General features: G+C 47.1%; 17 protein-coding genes. 6 read left to right on the top strand and 11 right to left on the bottom strand.

What is annotated here, in order from left to right; translation table 11 throughout:
- Positions 1-85 precede the first annotated feature (85 nt).
- Positions 86-1,651, top strand: coding sequence for a stage V sporulation protein B (spoVB, locus tag OB236_RS05185; protein ID WP_262683054.1), 1,566 nt, complete (start codon positions 86-88; stop codon positions 1,649-1,651).
- Between the two features lie 27 nt (positions 1,652-1,678).
- Here the strand turns inward: spoVB and OB236_RS05190 are convergent, their stop codons facing one another.
- Positions 1,679-2,347, bottom strand: a complete 669-nt coding sequence (locus tag OB236_RS05190; RefSeq protein WP_262683055.1) for a DUF421 domain-containing protein — start codon at positions 2,345-2,347, stop codon at positions 1,679-1,681.
- A gap of 272 nt (positions 2,348-2,619) precedes the next feature.
- Between OB236_RS05190 and OB236_RS05195 the strand changes: the two genes are divergently transcribed.
- From OB236_RS05195 to OB236_RS05210, 4 genes are read left to right on the top strand one after another with little or no spacing between them, the layout of a single operon-like run.
- A complete protein-coding gene (locus tag OB236_RS05195) occupies positions 2,620-3,591 on the top strand; it encodes a metal ABC transporter solute-binding protein, Zn/Mn family (protein WP_408638410.1) in 972 nt (323 codons plus the stop codon).
- A gap of 21 nt (positions 3,592-3,612) precedes the next feature.
- A complete protein-coding gene (locus tag OB236_RS05200; RefSeq protein ID WP_262683056.1) occupies positions 3,613-4,377 on the top strand; it encodes a metal ABC transporter ATP-binding protein in 765 nt (254 codons plus the stop codon).
- Positions 4,378-4,382: 5 nt separating this feature from the next.
- Positions 4,383-5,318 carry a metal ABC transporter permease gene (locus OB236_RS05205; RefSeq protein WP_262683057.1) on the top strand — a complete coding sequence of 312 codons (936 nt, stop codon included), beginning with the start codon at positions 4,383-4,385 and terminating at the stop codon, positions 5,316-5,318.
- Positions 5,315-6,211 (top strand): metal ABC transporter permease, encoded by an 897-nt coding sequence (locus tag OB236_RS05210; protein ID WP_262683058.1) that lies wholly within the window; start codon positions 5,315-5,317, stop codon positions 6,209-6,211. Before OB236_RS05205 ends, OB236_RS05210 begins: the two co-directional genes overlap by 4 nt.
- 100 nt (positions 6,212-6,311) lie before the next feature.
- Here the strand turns inward: OB236_RS05210 and OB236_RS05215 are convergent, their stop codons facing one another.
- On the bottom strand, positions 6,312-7,613 hold the full coding sequence (locus tag OB236_RS05215) for an ArsB/NhaD family transporter (RefSeq protein WP_262683059.1): 1,302 nt from the start codon (positions 7,611-7,613) through the stop codon (positions 6,312-6,314).
- Positions 7,614-7,750: 137 nt separating this feature from the next.
- Here OB236_RS05215 and OB236_RS05220 point away from each other — a divergent pair, with 137 nt between their 5' ends.
- Positions 7,751-8,110, top strand: a complete 360-nt coding sequence (locus OB236_RS05220) for a TIGR04086 family membrane protein (RefSeq protein WP_076231632.1) — start codon at positions 7,751-7,753, stop codon at positions 8,108-8,110.
- A gap of 62 nt (positions 8,111-8,172) precedes the next feature.
- Here the strand turns inward: OB236_RS05220 and yajC are convergent, their stop codons facing one another.
- From yajC to OB236_RS05265, 9 genes are all read right to left on the bottom strand, one after another.
- Positions 8,173-8,502 (bottom strand): preprotein translocase subunit YajC, encoded by a 330-nt coding sequence (gene yajC / locus OB236_RS05225; RefSeq protein ID WP_262683060.1) that lies wholly within the window; start codon positions 8,500-8,502, stop codon positions 8,173-8,175.
- Positions 8,503-8,533: 31 nt separating this feature from the next.
- Positions 8,534-9,667 (bottom strand): tRNA guanosine(34) transglycosylase Tgt, encoded by a 1,134-nt coding sequence (gene tgt / locus OB236_RS05230; RefSeq protein ID WP_076231627.1) that lies wholly within the window; start codon positions 9,665-9,667, stop codon positions 8,534-8,536.
- 34 nt (positions 9,668-9,701) lie between these two features.
- Complete coding sequence (gene queA, locus OB236_RS05235) at positions 9,702-10,754, bottom strand: tRNA preQ1(34) S-adenosylmethionine ribosyltransferase-isomerase QueA (protein ID WP_262683061.1); 1,053 nt, start codon at positions 10,752-10,754, stop codon at positions 9,702-9,704.
- A gap of 7 nt (positions 10,755-10,761) precedes the next feature.
- Complete coding sequence (locus tag OB236_RS05240) at positions 10,762-12,921, bottom strand: SpoIID/LytB domain-containing protein (RefSeq protein WP_262683062.1); 2,160 nt, start codon at positions 12,919-12,921, stop codon at positions 10,762-10,764.
- 18 nt (positions 12,922-12,939) lie between these two features.
- A complete protein-coding gene (gene ruvB / locus OB236_RS05245; protein ID WP_076231622.1) occupies positions 12,940-13,950 on the bottom strand; it encodes a Holliday junction branch migration DNA helicase RuvB in 1,011 nt (336 codons plus the stop codon).
- Positions 13,951-13,980: 30 nt separating this feature from the next.
- Positions 13,981-14,616 carry a Holliday junction branch migration protein RuvA gene (ruvA, locus tag OB236_RS05250; RefSeq protein WP_076231620.1) on the bottom strand — a complete coding sequence of 212 codons (636 nt, stop codon included), beginning with the start codon at positions 14,614-14,616 and terminating at the stop codon, positions 13,981-13,983.
- On the bottom strand, positions 14,613-15,116 hold the full coding sequence (ruvC, locus tag OB236_RS05255) for a crossover junction endodeoxyribonuclease RuvC (RefSeq protein WP_076231617.1): 504 nt from the start codon (positions 15,114-15,116) through the stop codon (positions 14,613-14,615). Before ruvC ends, ruvA begins: the two co-directional genes overlap by 4 nt.
- Positions 15,117-15,268: 152 nt before the next feature.
- Positions 15,269-15,895, bottom strand: a complete 627-nt coding sequence (locus OB236_RS05260; RefSeq protein ID WP_262683063.1) for a BofC C-terminal domain-containing protein — start codon at positions 15,893-15,895, stop codon at positions 15,269-15,271.
- 254 nt (positions 15,896-16,149) lie between these two features.
- The coding region (locus OB236_RS05265; RefSeq protein ID WP_262683064.1) for a hypothetical protein at positions 16,150-16,846 on the bottom strand (697 nt) is incomplete at its 5' end.

The following is a 16,846-nucleotide window of genomic DNA, read 5'->3' on the forward strand; positions in this document are numbered from 1 at the left end:
TGATCTCCATGTTAAATATTGTGCATGCATAGGGACAGGTACTGCATATCCATGTTAGTAGTCTCGGGAGGAAGAAGGAATCGATGTGACCAAACAATCGTTTTTGAAGGGAACGCTTATATTACTGGCAGCAGGAATTGTAAATCGTATTCTTGGCTTTATTCCCCGAATTACGCTGCCCAGACTTATCGGAGCAGAAGGCGTGGGGTTATATCAAATGGGTTTCCCGTTTATGATTGTTATTTTAACCTTAATAACCGGAGGCATACCGATTGCTGTCGCCAAGCTTATTGCTGAAGCAGAAGCAGAAAATAATGAAAGCAGAATCAGACGCATACTCCGGTTGGCAATGACACTTACGGTGTCGCTCGCTATCCTGTTCACTCTGGCCAGTCTGCTTGGCGCACAATGGATTGCCAACCATTTGCTAACCGATTCCAGAGTCTATTACACCTTCTTGTGTATGACTCCAATTATCATTTTGGTAGGAATTGGCTCTGTGCTTCGCGGTTACTTTCAGGGCAGACAAAATATGATCCCGACTGCAGTATCACAGGTAGCAGAAACGTTCATACGTATTTTCACAGTGCTCGCCTTTGCCTATGCCTTGCTTCCTTATGGTATTGAATACGCGGCCGCAGGAGCAATGGCTGGAGTCATGGTGGGAGAAGCCGTTGCTCTGTTGGTACTATACCTCTATTATCGACGCAGTCGCAGCCAGACAACCCCTTTTCCCATTGCAAAAATCGGAAGCGTGCCGCTTGTCGGCCGTTTGGCAAATCTGAAACATCTCTTGAAGCTGGCCATGCCCATCACCGGAAGTAAGCTGGTAGGCTCATGCTCTTATTTTCTTGAATCGATTCTCATTATTCGCAGTCTCGCCGCGGCAGGAATTGCAACCAAGCTGGCGACAGCACAATATGGGATGCTTCAGGGTATGATTATTCCGATTCTGCTGCTTCCAAGCGCGTTGACCTACTCCCTATCCGTTTCGCTCATTCCCTCATTGTCCGAAGCGGCCGCACGTAACGACATGCAAACCATTCATAATCGGCTTCATCAATCACTCAAGCTAGCCTTGGTTACAGGAGCCCCTTTTGTCATGATTATGTTTGTATTGGCCGAGCCGCTTTGTGATCTGATGTATGGACAAAGCCAAATCGCTCCTATGTTGAAAATGATGGCTCCGGTGGCTCTCTTTATTTATTTTCAGGCACCCCTGCAAGCCAGCCTGCAGGCCTTGAATCGCCCCGGCTCGGCTTTAGTTAATACATTAATTGGCTCAGTGATCAAGCTTGCTCTTATAGTCGGACTTGCAGGTCAGCCTCAGTTTGGCATCCTCGGGGCAGTAATGGCTATCAATATCAATATCATGCTCGTGACGGTACTGCATTGGCACAGTGTCGTGAGACTGCTTCATTTCCGGATGCAAATGATTGACTTTGCCAAGGTCGGCTTAGCCATGCTGGTATCGGGCTGGTGCAGCTATGTCCTGATGTATACACATTGGATAGATGTCGAAGCTGTGCGTTTCGCGGTCTCGTGTATCGCTGGAGTGATTATCTACTTATCCTGTTCAGTTCTGTTGCGACTTATTGACCGCAGTGATCTGACGCGTGTTCTTCTGCTTGGACGCAAGCTTATCAAGTAAACTTATTCAAAGCTAGTGAATAAGATGTTACCTGCGGCGGTCCACAAACCATTTTCCACGGTGATCAAAAGTACAGAAGAATACATCCTTGAACTCTTTGATTCCTTGCAGCTGAAGTTCACTCTTAAGCCAGAACCGTGTTTTCCCCAGCTTCTCCAGATTCTCATCCTGCACCTTGCCATCCATAATCAGCGGTAACGGCAAGCCCTCGTAACGGAAAAGACTTTTCCCCTCGGCGGGTGCTGCAGCAGATTCCTTTTTCTCGACGACAGTGAGCTTGCCCGAGGGCTCGAGAATGGCGAACTCGACATTGGCTACGTCCATCACTTTACTTTGACGCAGCTGCAGCAACAAGTCATCCAGATTATAGCGCTGTCGTCTCATCTCCTCACGGTTGAGTTTTCCATTCTCAATAATCAATGAGCTCTTGCCTTCAAAAAGTCTGCGAATCTTTTCATTTTTTAAAGACAGATAGGCAATGATCAGTTGAACCCCTACCAGCGTGAACATCGGCAAAATACCATCCATAAGCGACTTATTCATATCCTCAAGTACAAATACAGCAATTTCTGCAATCATGATCGAGATCACCAAATCAAAAACGGACAGCTTGCCAATTTCTCTTTTTCCCATAATTCTCATCGTAACAAACACAATAAAGTACACGAAAATGGTACGAAAAAAAAGCATCAGCATATGGGTTGACCCTCCTGAGCATATTCCAAGCCTATTGTGACCTCTATGTATACCCCTCATACTCAAGTTGATTTGCGAATTGTTGCCAGCATAGCATTCAAATGTTTCCCGAAGGAAATTATTTGTCTTATGGAAAATAATTGTTGCATGGCAAACATTTTTGCTGTAGGATAAAATGCATATAGATATAGGTTCGAGCCTATTTTTTTGTCCTAATTGTTTCCCTATACCAAAATATTTGTATCCAGAAAACATTTTAAGGAGTGATCACAATGATGAAGGTAAGTCAGAAACAAGCATCCTCAGCTCTTCATAAGCTAATTTTTATTGTGTGCAGTATAAGTTTTATGGCCTTTATAGCCGCTTGCTCCACCATCGATACGTCTGGCAAACCGGCATCCGGTGAGCCTAAGCTCAAGGTAACAACCACCATAGGCATGATTACAGACGTAGTGCAGCAGATTGGTGGAGATCATGTTGCAGTTACAGGTTTGATGAAGCCTGGTGTTGATCCCCATCTGTATAAAGCCTCGCAGGGAGATATTCAAAAGCTGGATAATGCCGACGTTATTTTCTACAACGGTCTTCATCTTGAAGGGAAAATGGGTGAGATTTTCGAAAAGATGGCCAAAAAGAAAACAACTGTCGCTGTATCCGAAAAAATCGATCGCTCCAAGCTGCGTTCCGGTGCCGAAATGGACAGTGAATTTGACCCACACATTTGGTTTGATGTCAGACACTGGATGCAGGCAGCCGAATCGATTCGTGACACTCTGATCAAGAAAGATCCAGCACACAGCGAGGATTACAGGAAAAATGCAGAAGCCTATCTCAAGCAGTTGGATGTCCTGCATAAGGAGGTAGCTGAACAGATTAAATCGATACCAGAGCAAAGCCGGGTGCTCGTTACCGCGCACGATGCGTTCGGATATTTTGGAGATGCTTACGGAGTTAAGGTAATGGGTCTGCAAGGCATGAGCACAGCATCCGAGGCAGGAACCAAGGATGTCACAGACCTGCGTGATTTTCTTGTCAAAAATAAAATAAAAGCCGTATTTATTGAGTCCAGTGTTCCTCGAAAAGCGATCGATGCCGTTATTCAAGGGGCCAAGGAAAAGGGCCACGAGTTGACTATTGGCGGTGAGCTATTTTCCGATGCTATGGGTGAAGCCGGTACGCCTGAGGGCACCTATCTCGGGATGGTTCGTCACAATGTCAATACGATCGTCAAAGCCCTAAAATAAGTTCAAAAAGGAGAATGAACGATGAGCACAACGCCGCTGCAAATTTCGAATATGTCTGTCGCGTATTTAAAGAAACCTGTACTTCGCAATGTTACCTTTGAAGCACCTGAGGGAAAGCTGATTGGAATTGTTGGTCCGAATGGCGCTGGAAAATCAACTTTAATCAAGGCTGCGCTCGGACTGATTCCGAGCCTGACAGGTGACGTATCCATCTATGGACGTCCCTATGCAGAACAAAGGAATCTTGTCGGCTATGTACCGCAGCGTGAATCTGTTGACTGGGATTTCCCTACCCATGCGCTTGATGTCGTCATGATGGGACGTTATGGGCATTTGGGATGGTTTAAACGTCCCGGCAAGGCTGAAAAAAAAATCGCCATGGAATGCCTTGAAAAGGTCGGTATGGCTGACTTTGCAGATCGGCAAATCAGTCAGCTCTCCGGCGGTCAGCAGCAGCGGATTTTTTTGGCAAGGGCCTTGGCTCAAGATGCTCAGTTGTACTTTATGGATGAACCGTTTGTTGGTGTCGATGCCGCTACAGAAAAAGCTATTATCACACTGCTGAACGAGTTGAAAATGCAAAAAAAGACCGTGCTGGTCGTCCATCATGATCTCGCCACAGTGAAGGAGTATTTTGATTGGGTCATGCTGCTGAATGTACAGATCATTGCCTTTGGTCCAACAGAGCATGCTTTTACATCGGCTAAGCTCCAGGAAACGTATGGTGGCAGACTCACGATGCTGGATCACGATAACCGCTCGGCATTACTTATAGATACGAGGTGAAAGGTATGTTCTCGTGGTTTCAATTATTTCTCGATCCGAATACACAGTGGATACTGCTCGGTTGTATGCTGCTTGGATTAAGCAGTGGCGTTATCGGCTGCTTTGCCTATTTGCGTAAGCAATCCTTAATGGGAGATGCATTATCGCATGCGGCACTCCCGGGAATTTGCATTACTTTTATGTTGACCGGCTCCAAGTCCATTCTTCTGTTTCTGGTTGGGGCAGCTATTGCAGGAATCATTGCTACATTCGGAATTGGCTATGTGACACGGCATACCCGAATCAAGCAGGACTCCGCGCTCGCTATCGTACTCTCTGTGTTTTTTGGATTCGGTATCGTGCTGCTCACGCAGATCCAGCACAGCGGGAGCGGTAATCAAAGCGGCTTGGATAAATTCCTGTTTGGTCAGGCCGCTTCGATGGTTAGATCCGATGTGATTACTATTTCGATCATTTGTCTGCTCTTGCTCAGCGTCAGTGCGCTATTATTCAAGGAATTCAAGCTGGTCAGCTTTGATCCCGGATTTGCCCGCGGTATGGGGTACCCTGTTGCCTTTCTGGAGCAGTTAATTATGTTTCTCATAGTCATAGCCGTCGTTGTGGGAATCCAGGCGGTAGGCGTCGTTCTAATGGCTGCTCTTCTCATTACCCCGGCTGTATCCGCACGGTATTGGACCGATAAGCTTGGTGTCATGATTGTGATATCAGGATTGTTCGGTGCCCTGAGTGGTTTTATAGGCACTTTGATCAGCGCGAGCGGCAACAATTTACCGACAGGCCCCTTAACTGTGCTTGCGGCGACCGCCCTCTTTGTCCTCTCATTATTAGCCGCTCCCCGCAGGGGTGTCATCTCCAAACTGCTCGTTCGCGCCTCGGTTCGCAACCATGTACGGCAAGAGGAAAACACACTACAACTCGAGCAGAGAGGTGAAGCAGGATGAGCACCTTCTGGATTATACTAACGGGAGCTTTGGTCGCCAGCACCTGCGGAATTGTAGGCTGCTTCCTGGTGCTGCGGAAGATGGCGATGATAGGAGATGCAATCAGTCATGCCGTACTTCCTGGTATCGTGATAGCCTTTCTGATTACCGGTTCCAGAGACTCTTTATTTATGATGCTTGGCGCTGCGGCGATTGGTCTCATAACCGTCTTTCTGATTCAATTGTTCCATCATAGCGGTGTGCAATCCGATGCAGCGATTGGAGTTGTGTTTACCGCACTTTTCGCGGTTGGGGTTGTGCTGATCAGCATTTTTACCAAGGATATTGATCTCGACCTCGACTGTGTGCTGTATGGGGAAATTGCTTATGTACCCTGGAATACACTTCATATCGGTGGGCTTGACATCGGACCCAAAGCTGTTTGGGGTGTCGGTCTGGCCCTGCTGCTCACTGTTATTGTGATCTCCTTGTTCTACAAGCAGTTTAAAATTTGCTCGTTTGACCCGGCAATGGCTGCAGCGGTAGGAATTCCGGTTGTTTTGTTTCATTACCTGCTGATGGGCCTCGTTTCTATCAGTACCGTTGCATCCTTTGAAAGTGTCGGCGCCATCCTCGTTGTTGGCATGCTCGTTATACCTCCTGCGACAGCCTATCTGCTCACAGAAAAATTAAGCAAGATGATCATCTACAGCATCATCATTGGCTGCTTCTGCTCCATTATTGGCTATTATGTCGCTCATCTACTAGACGCCTCGATTGCCGGAAGCATGATCAGTATAGCAGGCTGTTTCTTCGTTCTGGCTTTGTTATTTTCACCTACACACGGAGTATGGGTTCGTAAATGGAAGCAAAAACAATTCATTCACGAAGACGTTACACAAACACAGGTGTAACGGTAACCGTTAGGTACGTCAGCAATCTGTTAATACCCAAACAGCCGTATTCGTCATCAAGACGAGCACGGCTGTTTGCCAAGTTATGAGGAAGCTTTTATTAATAATACATATAGCTCACATAAGCGGTTGCTATTAAAAGCGAGACCAGCGTAATTGGCGCTCCTGCTTTCAAAAAAGCTCCGAATGAGATGGGATGACCTGCTCTACCAGCGAGTCCAGCCGCAATTAGATTGCCTGTTGCCCCAACTAATGTACCACTGCCCCCTAATCCCGCCCCAAGTGCTAATGACCACCATAGTGGATGTAATGCACCTTGGGATTGTAAACCCAGATCCTGAATGATGGGAACCATTAGTGCAACAAACATGGTGTGATCCGTTGTTGCTGAAACCAGTCCTGTTAACCATAGAATCAGCATCGAGACATACATCAAATTACCAGAGGTAAGCTCCATTGCTTTTACCACGATAATTTGAACAATACCAGCTTCGATGAGCCCGCCAACTACAATGAACAAACCACAAATGTAGAATAAGGTGTTCCAATCCACAGAGCTGTAAATCTCAGTCCAGCTGTACGTTTTATAATTGACCAGAGACATCAATACTGCGCCTGCTATCGCTACATAGGCTACCTCAAAGTGCAGCAGCGGATGCAGCATGAAGGCGGCCAGAACAAGAGCCCATACCGTCAAGACCTTAATAACCAATCCTTTGTCCTTAACATAGGAGCCTGGTTGTATGGACATCAGTTCAACCATCGAAATTTGTGTAGTCCTCCAGCTTTTTGCATAAATAAGGCTTAACAGCCCTACCGTCACTATCCAAATGATAAGCACAGGAGGCACGAGATTCATCAAGAAATCATTAAAGGTCAGTCCGGCCTTTGTTCCAATGATACTGTTGGGCAGACTGCCAATCATCGTCGCTGTACCACCCAGATTCGCGGTTATTATGATAGTGATCACGAAAGGAACCGCACTGATTTTCATCACCTTGGCGATAGAAATGGTAACTGGAATGAGCAATAAAATAGCGGTTAAATTATCCAGCCAAGCAGCTGTTACGGTGCTTAGCAGCGCCAGAGCAATAAGCAGGATGGCCGGCCTTCCCTTCGAGCTCTGCGCTGCTTTGGCAGCCGCATAAGCAAAAACGCCCGTTCGATTTGTCAATCCGATCATCATCATCAAGCCCATCAAAAGCCCAATCGCCTGCCAGGGCAGATGGTACCAAAAGACCGAACCAGCTTCAACAATGCCCAATACGACCATCAGCAGTCCGGCGCCAAGCGCTACATACGTGCGATGAATCAGTCCAGTGACAATCCAAATTAAAGTGAATAAAGCAATAATAATAGCAGCTAGTACCTGCCAGTTGGCAAGGGTGTGAACCGTACCCATACAATCACTTCCTTTCACTCACAATAATGCCATTCCCCGATTTTTGATTGTGCAGGAACGGATCAACCTGTACTAATTTTATGTACGGGCCCATACAATGATGATAAGAACCTCTATCTGAAAGGAAGAGAGCCGGAATGAAGTCATCCCCCTTATTATCCGGATTAATGGTTGCTATGATATTCATGTTGCTCGGAACACTTATGACCTCGCTGCTGATGCTTGCGACCAATTTACAGGAAAGCTCATTGTACAGCTACACCATGTCCATTCATGGAATAGCCATGCTGATCGGTGGCATGACAGCGGGCAAACGAAGTGGAACTAAAGGCTGGTATCACGGAGGCATGCTTGGGTTGGTGTACACCTGTATCATATGGCTCATTGGATTTCTGACTTATGATGCCGGATTTAGTCAACAAACCTTGTACCTGACAGCGCTGACACTTGTATCAGGTGCACTCGGAGGCATCCTCGGCATTAACTTCAAAAAATAACGTACAACAAAAATGCGAGTCCATCCATATCAGTGGAGGCTCGCATTTTCCCTTACAGCAACCTATTTCTTCTCATCTACGGCAGGTTGGTTCGAAACGGCATTGATTGCTGAACGTTCGAATGTAAGCTTCGTCACATCATTAACTCGTAAAACGATCGTATCGTCGGAAATCTCCAGAATAGTACCATGAAGGCCGCCAATCGTTACGACTTTATCGCCTTTTTTCAAATTACCCAGCATCATACCGCGAGTTTTTTGACGCTTTTGTTGAGGACGAATCAATAAGAAATACAACACAACAAACATCAGTACAAGCGGACCGTATGTAACCAAATACCCTTGTAGTCCCGGATCTCCAGCAGCAGCATCAGCTGCAACTAAAAACGACATTTCAATCTCCCCTTTTAACTTAAACTATAGTTTAGAAACCTCTTCCGTTCTCATGTAATCCATACTTGTCAAAAAAATGATCACGGAAATCAAGCAGACGATCCTCAAGAATCGCTTGTCGAACCTGACGCATCATCTCAACCAAAAAATGAAGGTTATGATAGGTCGTGAGACGAATACCAAACGTTTCATCCGCTTTAATCAAATGCCTGATATATGCTCTGGAATAATTAGTACAGGTATAGCAAGAGCATTCAGGATCAAGCGGGCCAAAATCCTCTGCGTACTGGGCATTACGAATCACTAGTCTTCCCGAACTGGTCATAACCGTACCATTACGGGCAATACGAGTCGGAAGAACACAGTCAAACATATCAATTCCGCGAATTGAACCTTCAATAAGTGCATCGGGCGAACCGACACCCATCAAATAACGGGGCTTATTCGCAGGCAGGATTGGAACCGTGTAATCCAGCATCTCATACATTAGCGGCTTGGATTCACCAACACTCAGTCCACCAATAGCATAACCCGGGAAATCCATGGAAGTCAACTCAGTTGCACTTTGTTTACGCAGATCCTCGTACATTCCGCCTTGTACAATCGCAAATAACGCCTGATCCTGCGGGCGAGCATGACTCTGTAAGCAACGTTCCGCCCATCTGGTTGTCCGCTCCAATGATTTCTTCACATAGCTATGCTCGGCAGGATACGGCGGACACTCATCAAAAGCCATAATAATATCGGCTCCCAGCGAGTTTTGTATCTCAATCGATTTCTCAGGAGAAATGAACAGCTTGTCGCCATTCAGATGCGACTTGAAGGCAACGCCCTCTTCCGTGATTTTACGCATGTTGCTAAGACTGAATACTTGAAAGCCACCACTGTCTGTCAAAATCGGACGGTCCCAATTCATAAAACCATGCAGTCCGCCTGCACGTCTTACAATATCATGTCCTGGTCTGATGAACAGGTGGTAGGTGTTACTTAAAATGATATGCGCGTCCATCGCTTTTAATTCTTCCGGACTCATCGTCTTTACGGTAGCCTGAGTACCTACGGGCATAAACGTAGGTGTCTCGATAATCCCATGAGGTGTATGAACGCGTCCCAAACGGGCTCCCGATTGCTTGCATGTCTTGATGTGCTCGTAGGTTATTGCCATCTCTAATCACTCTTCCTGCTGAACTAATATCGAACTAATAAATAAACATTGCATCTCCGAAGCTAAAAAAACGGTATTCCTGATCAACGGCCTCGCGATAAGCGGCCAGTACTTGCTCTCTCCCAGCCAAAGCGCTGATGAGCATAAGCAGTGTCGATTTCGGTAAATGAAAATTCGTTAATAAGGCGTCCACAATTTGAAAGGTATAGCCTGGATAAATAAAAATACCCGTCCATCCGCTGCCGGCCTCAACTCGCCCGGATTGCTGACAGTTACGTGCTGCCGTTTCCAGCGTTCTCGCCGAAGTGGTGCCTACAGCGATTACCTTGTGCCCTCCTGCCTTGGCTGCATTAATACGGGCTGCCGCCTCTTCACTCACCTCATAGAACTCCTCGTGCATCTCATGTGTCTCCACATCATCCACAGATACGGGTCTGAAGGTTCCGAGTCCTACATGCAGTGTGATATAGGCTAATTGTATACCTTTTTGTTCCAGCCTATTCAAGTAAGCTTCCGTAAAATGCAGCCCTGCTGTCGGCGCAGCGGCCGAGCCCTCATTTCGGGCATATACAGTTTGATAGCGCTCTTTCTCCGGAAGCTGTTCTTTGATGTAGGGCGGAAGCGGCATTTGACCTAACCGGTCCAGCAGCTCCGGAAAAATCCCTTCATAGCTAAAACGTACCACACGTCCGCCCATGTCTGATTCTTCCTCAATGGTAGCCGTAAGCAATGGCTTGCCATCTGCTTCTGCTTCACCAAACAAAATAACAGCCCCTGTTTTCAGCCTTTTGCCTGGACGTACCAAGGCTTCCCACCGGTCACCCTCCAGTTGCTTCAGGAGCAGCAGCTCTGCTTTTGAACCCGTACCGGATTTCACACCAAAAAGCCGTGCAGGCAGCACCCGTGTATCGTTCAACACGAGTACATCCCCGGCTTCCATATAATCAATCAATGCTGGAAAAGCTTTATGATCCACTGCGCCTGTTGTTTTATTCAACGTCAACAAACGCGAAGCTGTACGATCCTTCAAGGGGGTCTGTGCTATTAATGAATCGGGTAAATCATAATCGAACCAATCTACTTGCATTTTCGCTTCATTCCTTGATTATCGAGACTCCTACATAGTAGGTCTGCAATATTTTTTTGTAATCATAGCCAAGCTCAGCATAACCTTTGGCTCCCCATTGGGACATGCCAAGGCCATGACCATTGCCGGTTCCTTTAAATACATACTGGGATGTTTTATTCGTCAAACGTACTTTGTTATCGCCACTGAGCACAAACAGCTGAGATTCAGCAGCTGGCTTCGCAGAGCCAGTCCCTCCGATTACGGTCACATTCGGCATGGACGCCGACTGATTGCGTACGACACTATCTGCTCCCAATACAGTATACCTTCCTGTTTCCTCAATTTCAAACCGGGTGCTGGGCAGACCATTAAATAGAGTGCGCAATGCATCCGGGTAATCAGGTTCCAAAAGCTGACCATTGGCTGTCATCTCAATTACACGGCCCGATGCTCCGCGTCCCTTCACTTCCAATCGGTCCAGAGCACCCGTAATCGGTTTTTTCATCACGGTATTCACTTTTTCCTTAATCTTGTCCGCATCATAGGGACCTCTAATCCATGAGTAGGCATTGGATTCCACAGCTTGATCAAACACAACGAAACGGTCTCCAATATTAACCTTGAAAGCGGCAGGATTAGCTGTATTATCGACATAAGGTGCGGGACGTACGGCAATATCCGTACCCGTGGACTCATAGTAAGGAAGACCGGCCGGATTCTTTTGCCCCGTATCCCTTGCATAGGAAGAATGGATATAACCGCTATTCCCATTTGGCAATACGATCCGATACCAAACCGCCTTGCCTTTCTCTGCTCCTTCATCGGGAGTAGCCACGCTTTTCAAATAGTTGACCTTATTACCCCATACCTCGGTAGATTCAGCTGTCATTCCACCTGCATTCGAATAAAACAAAGGTGAAATCAAACCCGCCTGCTCCATGATGACTTCTCCTTGAGTTGCCATGACAGCTTGCGAGGCAGTGGCGAATTCGGCACCTGCACCTTTATAAGCCTGGTCCAGAGTCGTATCTGTGAGATGGGCAATCTGATATTTGACACCCTGTTTTAATGCAAAGGTTCGCGCAGCTACCGCCTGTGCTTTCAGAGCTTCAAGCGGCCACTCTTTGCTGAGCTCGGAGCTTACAACCGATACCAGATATTGCTCGAAAGGCAATTCATTAATAACAGCAAGCTTGTTGTTGAGACGTGACAATTCAATCAGCCCTCGGTAAGCCCGCTCCGATCTTTCCAGGACGGTAACCGTTTCGGCAGATTTGGACGTTACGGCTAGCTTAACGCCTGTCCCCCCCAAAAGGAGCTGCTGAATCGTTCCGCCTGTAGTCGATGAAGGATCGGCAAGCGTACGTTTGATCACATAGGTGAGACCAGCGTCGACAGGCTGTAAGGAAATACCTGGTACAAGGGTACCCAGCTGCTGCTTGGCAGCATTCAGCTCCGCTGTATCCGATCCTGCGGCTACCAGAACTGCAAAGGCAGGTGCACCTGCAACTGCGTCCAGATATGCTACATCGGCATCCAATCCGGCTTGCCCAAGGACTGCCGCCTGCGCCTGCGCCTCAGCTTCCGTTGAGTAGCTGCCTGCACTCCAGTGCAGAGGCCCATTTACCGCAGCTGTAAAGCCTTTGCTCACTGCAGTCAAATCAGCAATCGTCTTGGCTTTGGTTAGGGCAGAGGCTGCCAGCTCCTTGGTTGTATATGGACCCAGCTCCAATTGGTATGCTGGTTTCCCAAGCTTTGTGCGAACACTGATACTTGCATCCAGCTTTAAATCGGTCAGCTTTTTGGCGAGTGCTCGAGCTTGATTCGCATCCGGCGTTTCCAGAACCATCACACTGTAAGAATCAAGCTCCACACGCAGCAGGCTTTTATCTGAGGTTGCAAATAGCGGCTTCAAACCTGCAGCATTTCTTAAACTGACATCAAGCCCTTTATCTGCCGATAAAGTTACATCTGGCGTAGGTGCGCTATATTTTCCTGTATCGATAAATAAGGCAATTCTAATCAAATCCAATTTGGGTACGGCGGCTGCATAAGCAGGAGCTATATGACCTGCCAGCATCCACATTGTGCAGCTCATAAGTAAGAGCAGGCTTGCTTTATACCGAACCTTTTGTGTCGATTTCCCCCAACCGCCCAAATGCAGTTGGTACCGGTGCTTTCCCATTACCGTGTTTCCCCCTTTTTACGGTGAGCTTTTTGGAATAGGCAATCCTAAATGCTGATAAGCAGTATGTGTCGCCATCCGACCACGCGGCGTGCGCTGCAGGAACCCAATCTGTAAAAGATACGGCTCATACACGTCCTCAATCGTTTGACTTTCTTCTCCTATTGTTGCAGCAATCGTATCCAAGCCCACAGGTCCGCCCTTAAAGCTGAGAATGATGGCGCGCAGCATCTTATGATCGATTTCATCCAATCCAAGATGATCTACCTGAATACTGATCAAGGCATCATTTACGATATCCATTGTTATGATGCCGTCTCCCTTAACCTGGGCAAAATCACGTACACGCTTCAACAGACGATTAGCAATCCGCGGTGTTCCCCGAGACCGCATTCCAATCTCACGCGCGGCTTCACCAATAATTTGCACCTGCAAAATATCAGCTGTCCGGCTCACAATAAAAGTCAGCTCTTCAATCGTGTAGTATTCCAATCTGCTGATAACACCAAATCGGTCGCGCAAGGGAGCAGACAATAATCCAGCTCTTGTGGTTGCACCGATTAGAGTAAAGGCAGGCAAATCCAATCTGACGGTGCGAGCGCTCGGTCCTTTACCGATAATAATATCAAGCGCATAGTCCTCCATCGCCGGGTAAAGCACCTCTTCGACGGTTCGGTTCAAACGGTGAATTTCGTCGATAAATAGCACATCGCCTTCCTGCAGATTCGACAATATCGCTGCCAGATCCCCGGGACGTTCGATTGCTGGTCCTGATGTCGTACGAATATTTACGCCCAACTCATTGGCGATAATGTTCGATAACGTGGTTTTACCGAGTCCGGGAGGACCGTACAGCAATACATGATCCAGCGCTTCTTTACGCATTTTGGCAGCATCTATGTAAATCTTCAGATTGTTTTTGGCTTGAGTCTGCCCGATGTATTCAGCCAAATAGCGCGGACGCAGGCTGTACTCCATCACTTGTTCTTCTTCCATCATCAGATTGGCCGAGATAATCCGGTCGTCCATCATGGTGTCTCCTTTCATCGCCAAAAAACTTTACCGCAATGACTGCTGGAACAGAGCCTGCAGCGCAAGCTTGATCACGATATCAACGGTTTCATCACCCTTGAGCTTAGCCTTGATAAGCTGACCTGTCCGGTCTGCCTCTGCTTCCGTGTAGCCCAGCCCAAGTAAAGCCGTCTTGGCCTCATTCCACACGCTGGCTCCTTGGGACGGCACTGCGAGATGACCTGTACCTGTGATGGCCAGCATCGAATCATCGCCAGCTGAAATAACTCCAAGCTTATCCTTCAAATCGAGGATCATCCTTTGAGCGGTTTTACGTCCGATCCCGGGCAGCTTCATCAGAAAGCTAATATTTTCTTGTTGAATCATAGCCGCGATAACTTCAGGTCTCCCTCCGGCAAGTACCCCGATCGCCACCTTGGGCCCAATACCATTAACCTCCAAAAGCAAACGAAACAACGATTGCTCCTCACGAGTGGGGAAGCCAAATAGCAGATGCGCATCCTCGCGGACCTGATAATGAATAAACAGAGTCGTTTCTTCTCCATCCTTCGTCTGGACGGCATAAGGATTCGTGCAGAATACCCGATAGCCTACGCCTTTGACATCCAGTACCAAATAATCCGGTTCTCTATGTACAACTATACCTCTTAAAAAATCGATCATGGTTTACGTACCTCATTTATCTTTTGTAAAAGAACAGCCGAATGTGCATGACAAATCGCAATCGCTAAAGCATCCGCCACATCATCAGGCTTGGGTACAGCCGACAAATGAAGAAACAGCTTAACCATCTCCTGCACCTGTTTTTTTTCGGCCTTACCGTAACCGACTACAGCTTGCTTCACCTGAAGCGGTGTGTATTCGCCAATTTCCAGACCTTGTTGGACCGCTGCCAAAATGAGCACACCCCGAGCCTGTGAGACCGTCATCGCAGTAGTGACATTACGATTAAAAAACAATTTTTCGATGGCCACGGCATCCGGCTTATATTTATCGATCAGCTGGACCATCGAGTCATAAACGGTCTTTAGACGAAGAGCACCATCCGTATGAGCCTCTGTCTGAATACAGCCGTATTGAACGGGAACAAGACGACTTCCCTGTTTATCAATAACACCGAATCCAACAATCGCAATTCCCGGGTCAATTCCCATAATTCGCATTACTTACCCACTCCTAGCCTACCAAAAGCGAACATATGTGTTCCATTATAGCAGATATCGCTTCCAATGAACACGCCAAAAAGTCCATTCAGCTTAAAACAACTGAACAGACTGTACGGTTTTTCTATCAACACTGTGATTTTCCTGCTTGTCTATGGGGCTGGTGAAATCTTTAAGGCTTGTCCAGGTGCATCGACCGCGTAATCACTGAACGTTGACAAGACACTGTTATACTCCGATAAATCTCTCACCTGAATACCCCGATACAACTCTTTGATTGCACTGTTAGGCAGGCTGCTCTTCAAATGCTCTATATTTAATTGAAAGAAGGTTTGAATTACATTGCCGCCCCCTACCCCTGGAACACCTTCAAATAATGATAGGTTCCCTCCGCTGTCCATTCCGAAATACGCATTTTCTTTACAGCGTGGTGAAAGGTCCTCAATGGTTTCCCTGAAATAAATGCGTCCATTCGCATCCATACTAACCGTTGCATCAGGACTGCTCCTATGGTAGGCCAATATCTCGTCTGCACTCATCATACCTATCGGCTGCAGCTCTTCGCCGCACACGTATAATTTTTGGGTAAAAGCTTCCCGTTGAGCTTTGATTTGGCTGATCATCTCCATCACTTCCTTCTCAGGCTGCCTGCTGTTATGGCTCATTACCATCTGCGTCTGCTCGTCGGGTTGTAAGGTCACCGTAGATTGTGAGGAATAATGCCACATGTAAGCAGCGGCGGAAGCGCTGACAACGAACCAAAATATCGTTAAATTCATCCAACGACGCTTCCAGCGCAAGCTTTTCTGCAATCGTTTTTTAAGTTTTTTGAGGAATGCAAGGATAACCATATGTACCCACCCCTTCTGTACAATATCCGAACCTGTGAGGTTTTTATTACCTATTTTCCCCTCCGTTCCTTTCTTTATACACAACCGCCTGATTCCGTTTTACTCTTTATGAAAATAACAAAAAAACTGCGCTTATCACTCATTAGGTGACAAGCAGCAGTTTCGAAAAATGGAATTACTCGTTATCTGACCAGCCATGGAGAATTCGATGTAGCTTTACTGGTTTTGTTCGTCGATCTGCGGTTTCTTTGCGACGGCTTGGCGGCTCTTGTGGAGATAGAAGCTTTTTTCTTATTGTTATTTGTGTTTTGAATAGTCACTTTATTAGCTTCTAAAGAATCCGTTTGTGTAGAGATTTCGGCCTTTGCTCTCGCTTCGGCTTCACTTTGCTGTCTGAGCAGCTGCTCAAGTTCATATTTGCTGTTGCAGCCGCAATCAGGCACGCCAGCTCCATATGGGGACCATCCGTACGGGTGAACCATCTGTGGCTGCATAGACATTGGATACACGGAGCCCGGATATGCAGAGTTAGCAGCAGCAGTATTTACATTCATAGGTTCGTACCCGTGAGAGTAGCCTGGTATTTCTCCATAAGCTGCCGGGTATTGAGCATTAGGCCAAGTTTCGTATGGCATTTGCGCATTCGGCATCCCGTATGCATAAGGCATTACTTGATGATGCTGAGTGTTGGCCACAGGACCCCCGCAGCCGCAACCACAACCACCTACAGACGACTGCGGTTGTTGGTAGAAGGGATAGTTCGGCATGCCGGCAAATCCAGCTTCCATAGGCATGTTTGGCGAATAAGGTGCTGCAGCCATAGGGGAAACCATAGGTGCCATATTAGGCGCTACTGCCATTGGAGAAACCATAGGTGCC

This window comes from Paenibacillus baimaensis (assembly GCF_025567575.1).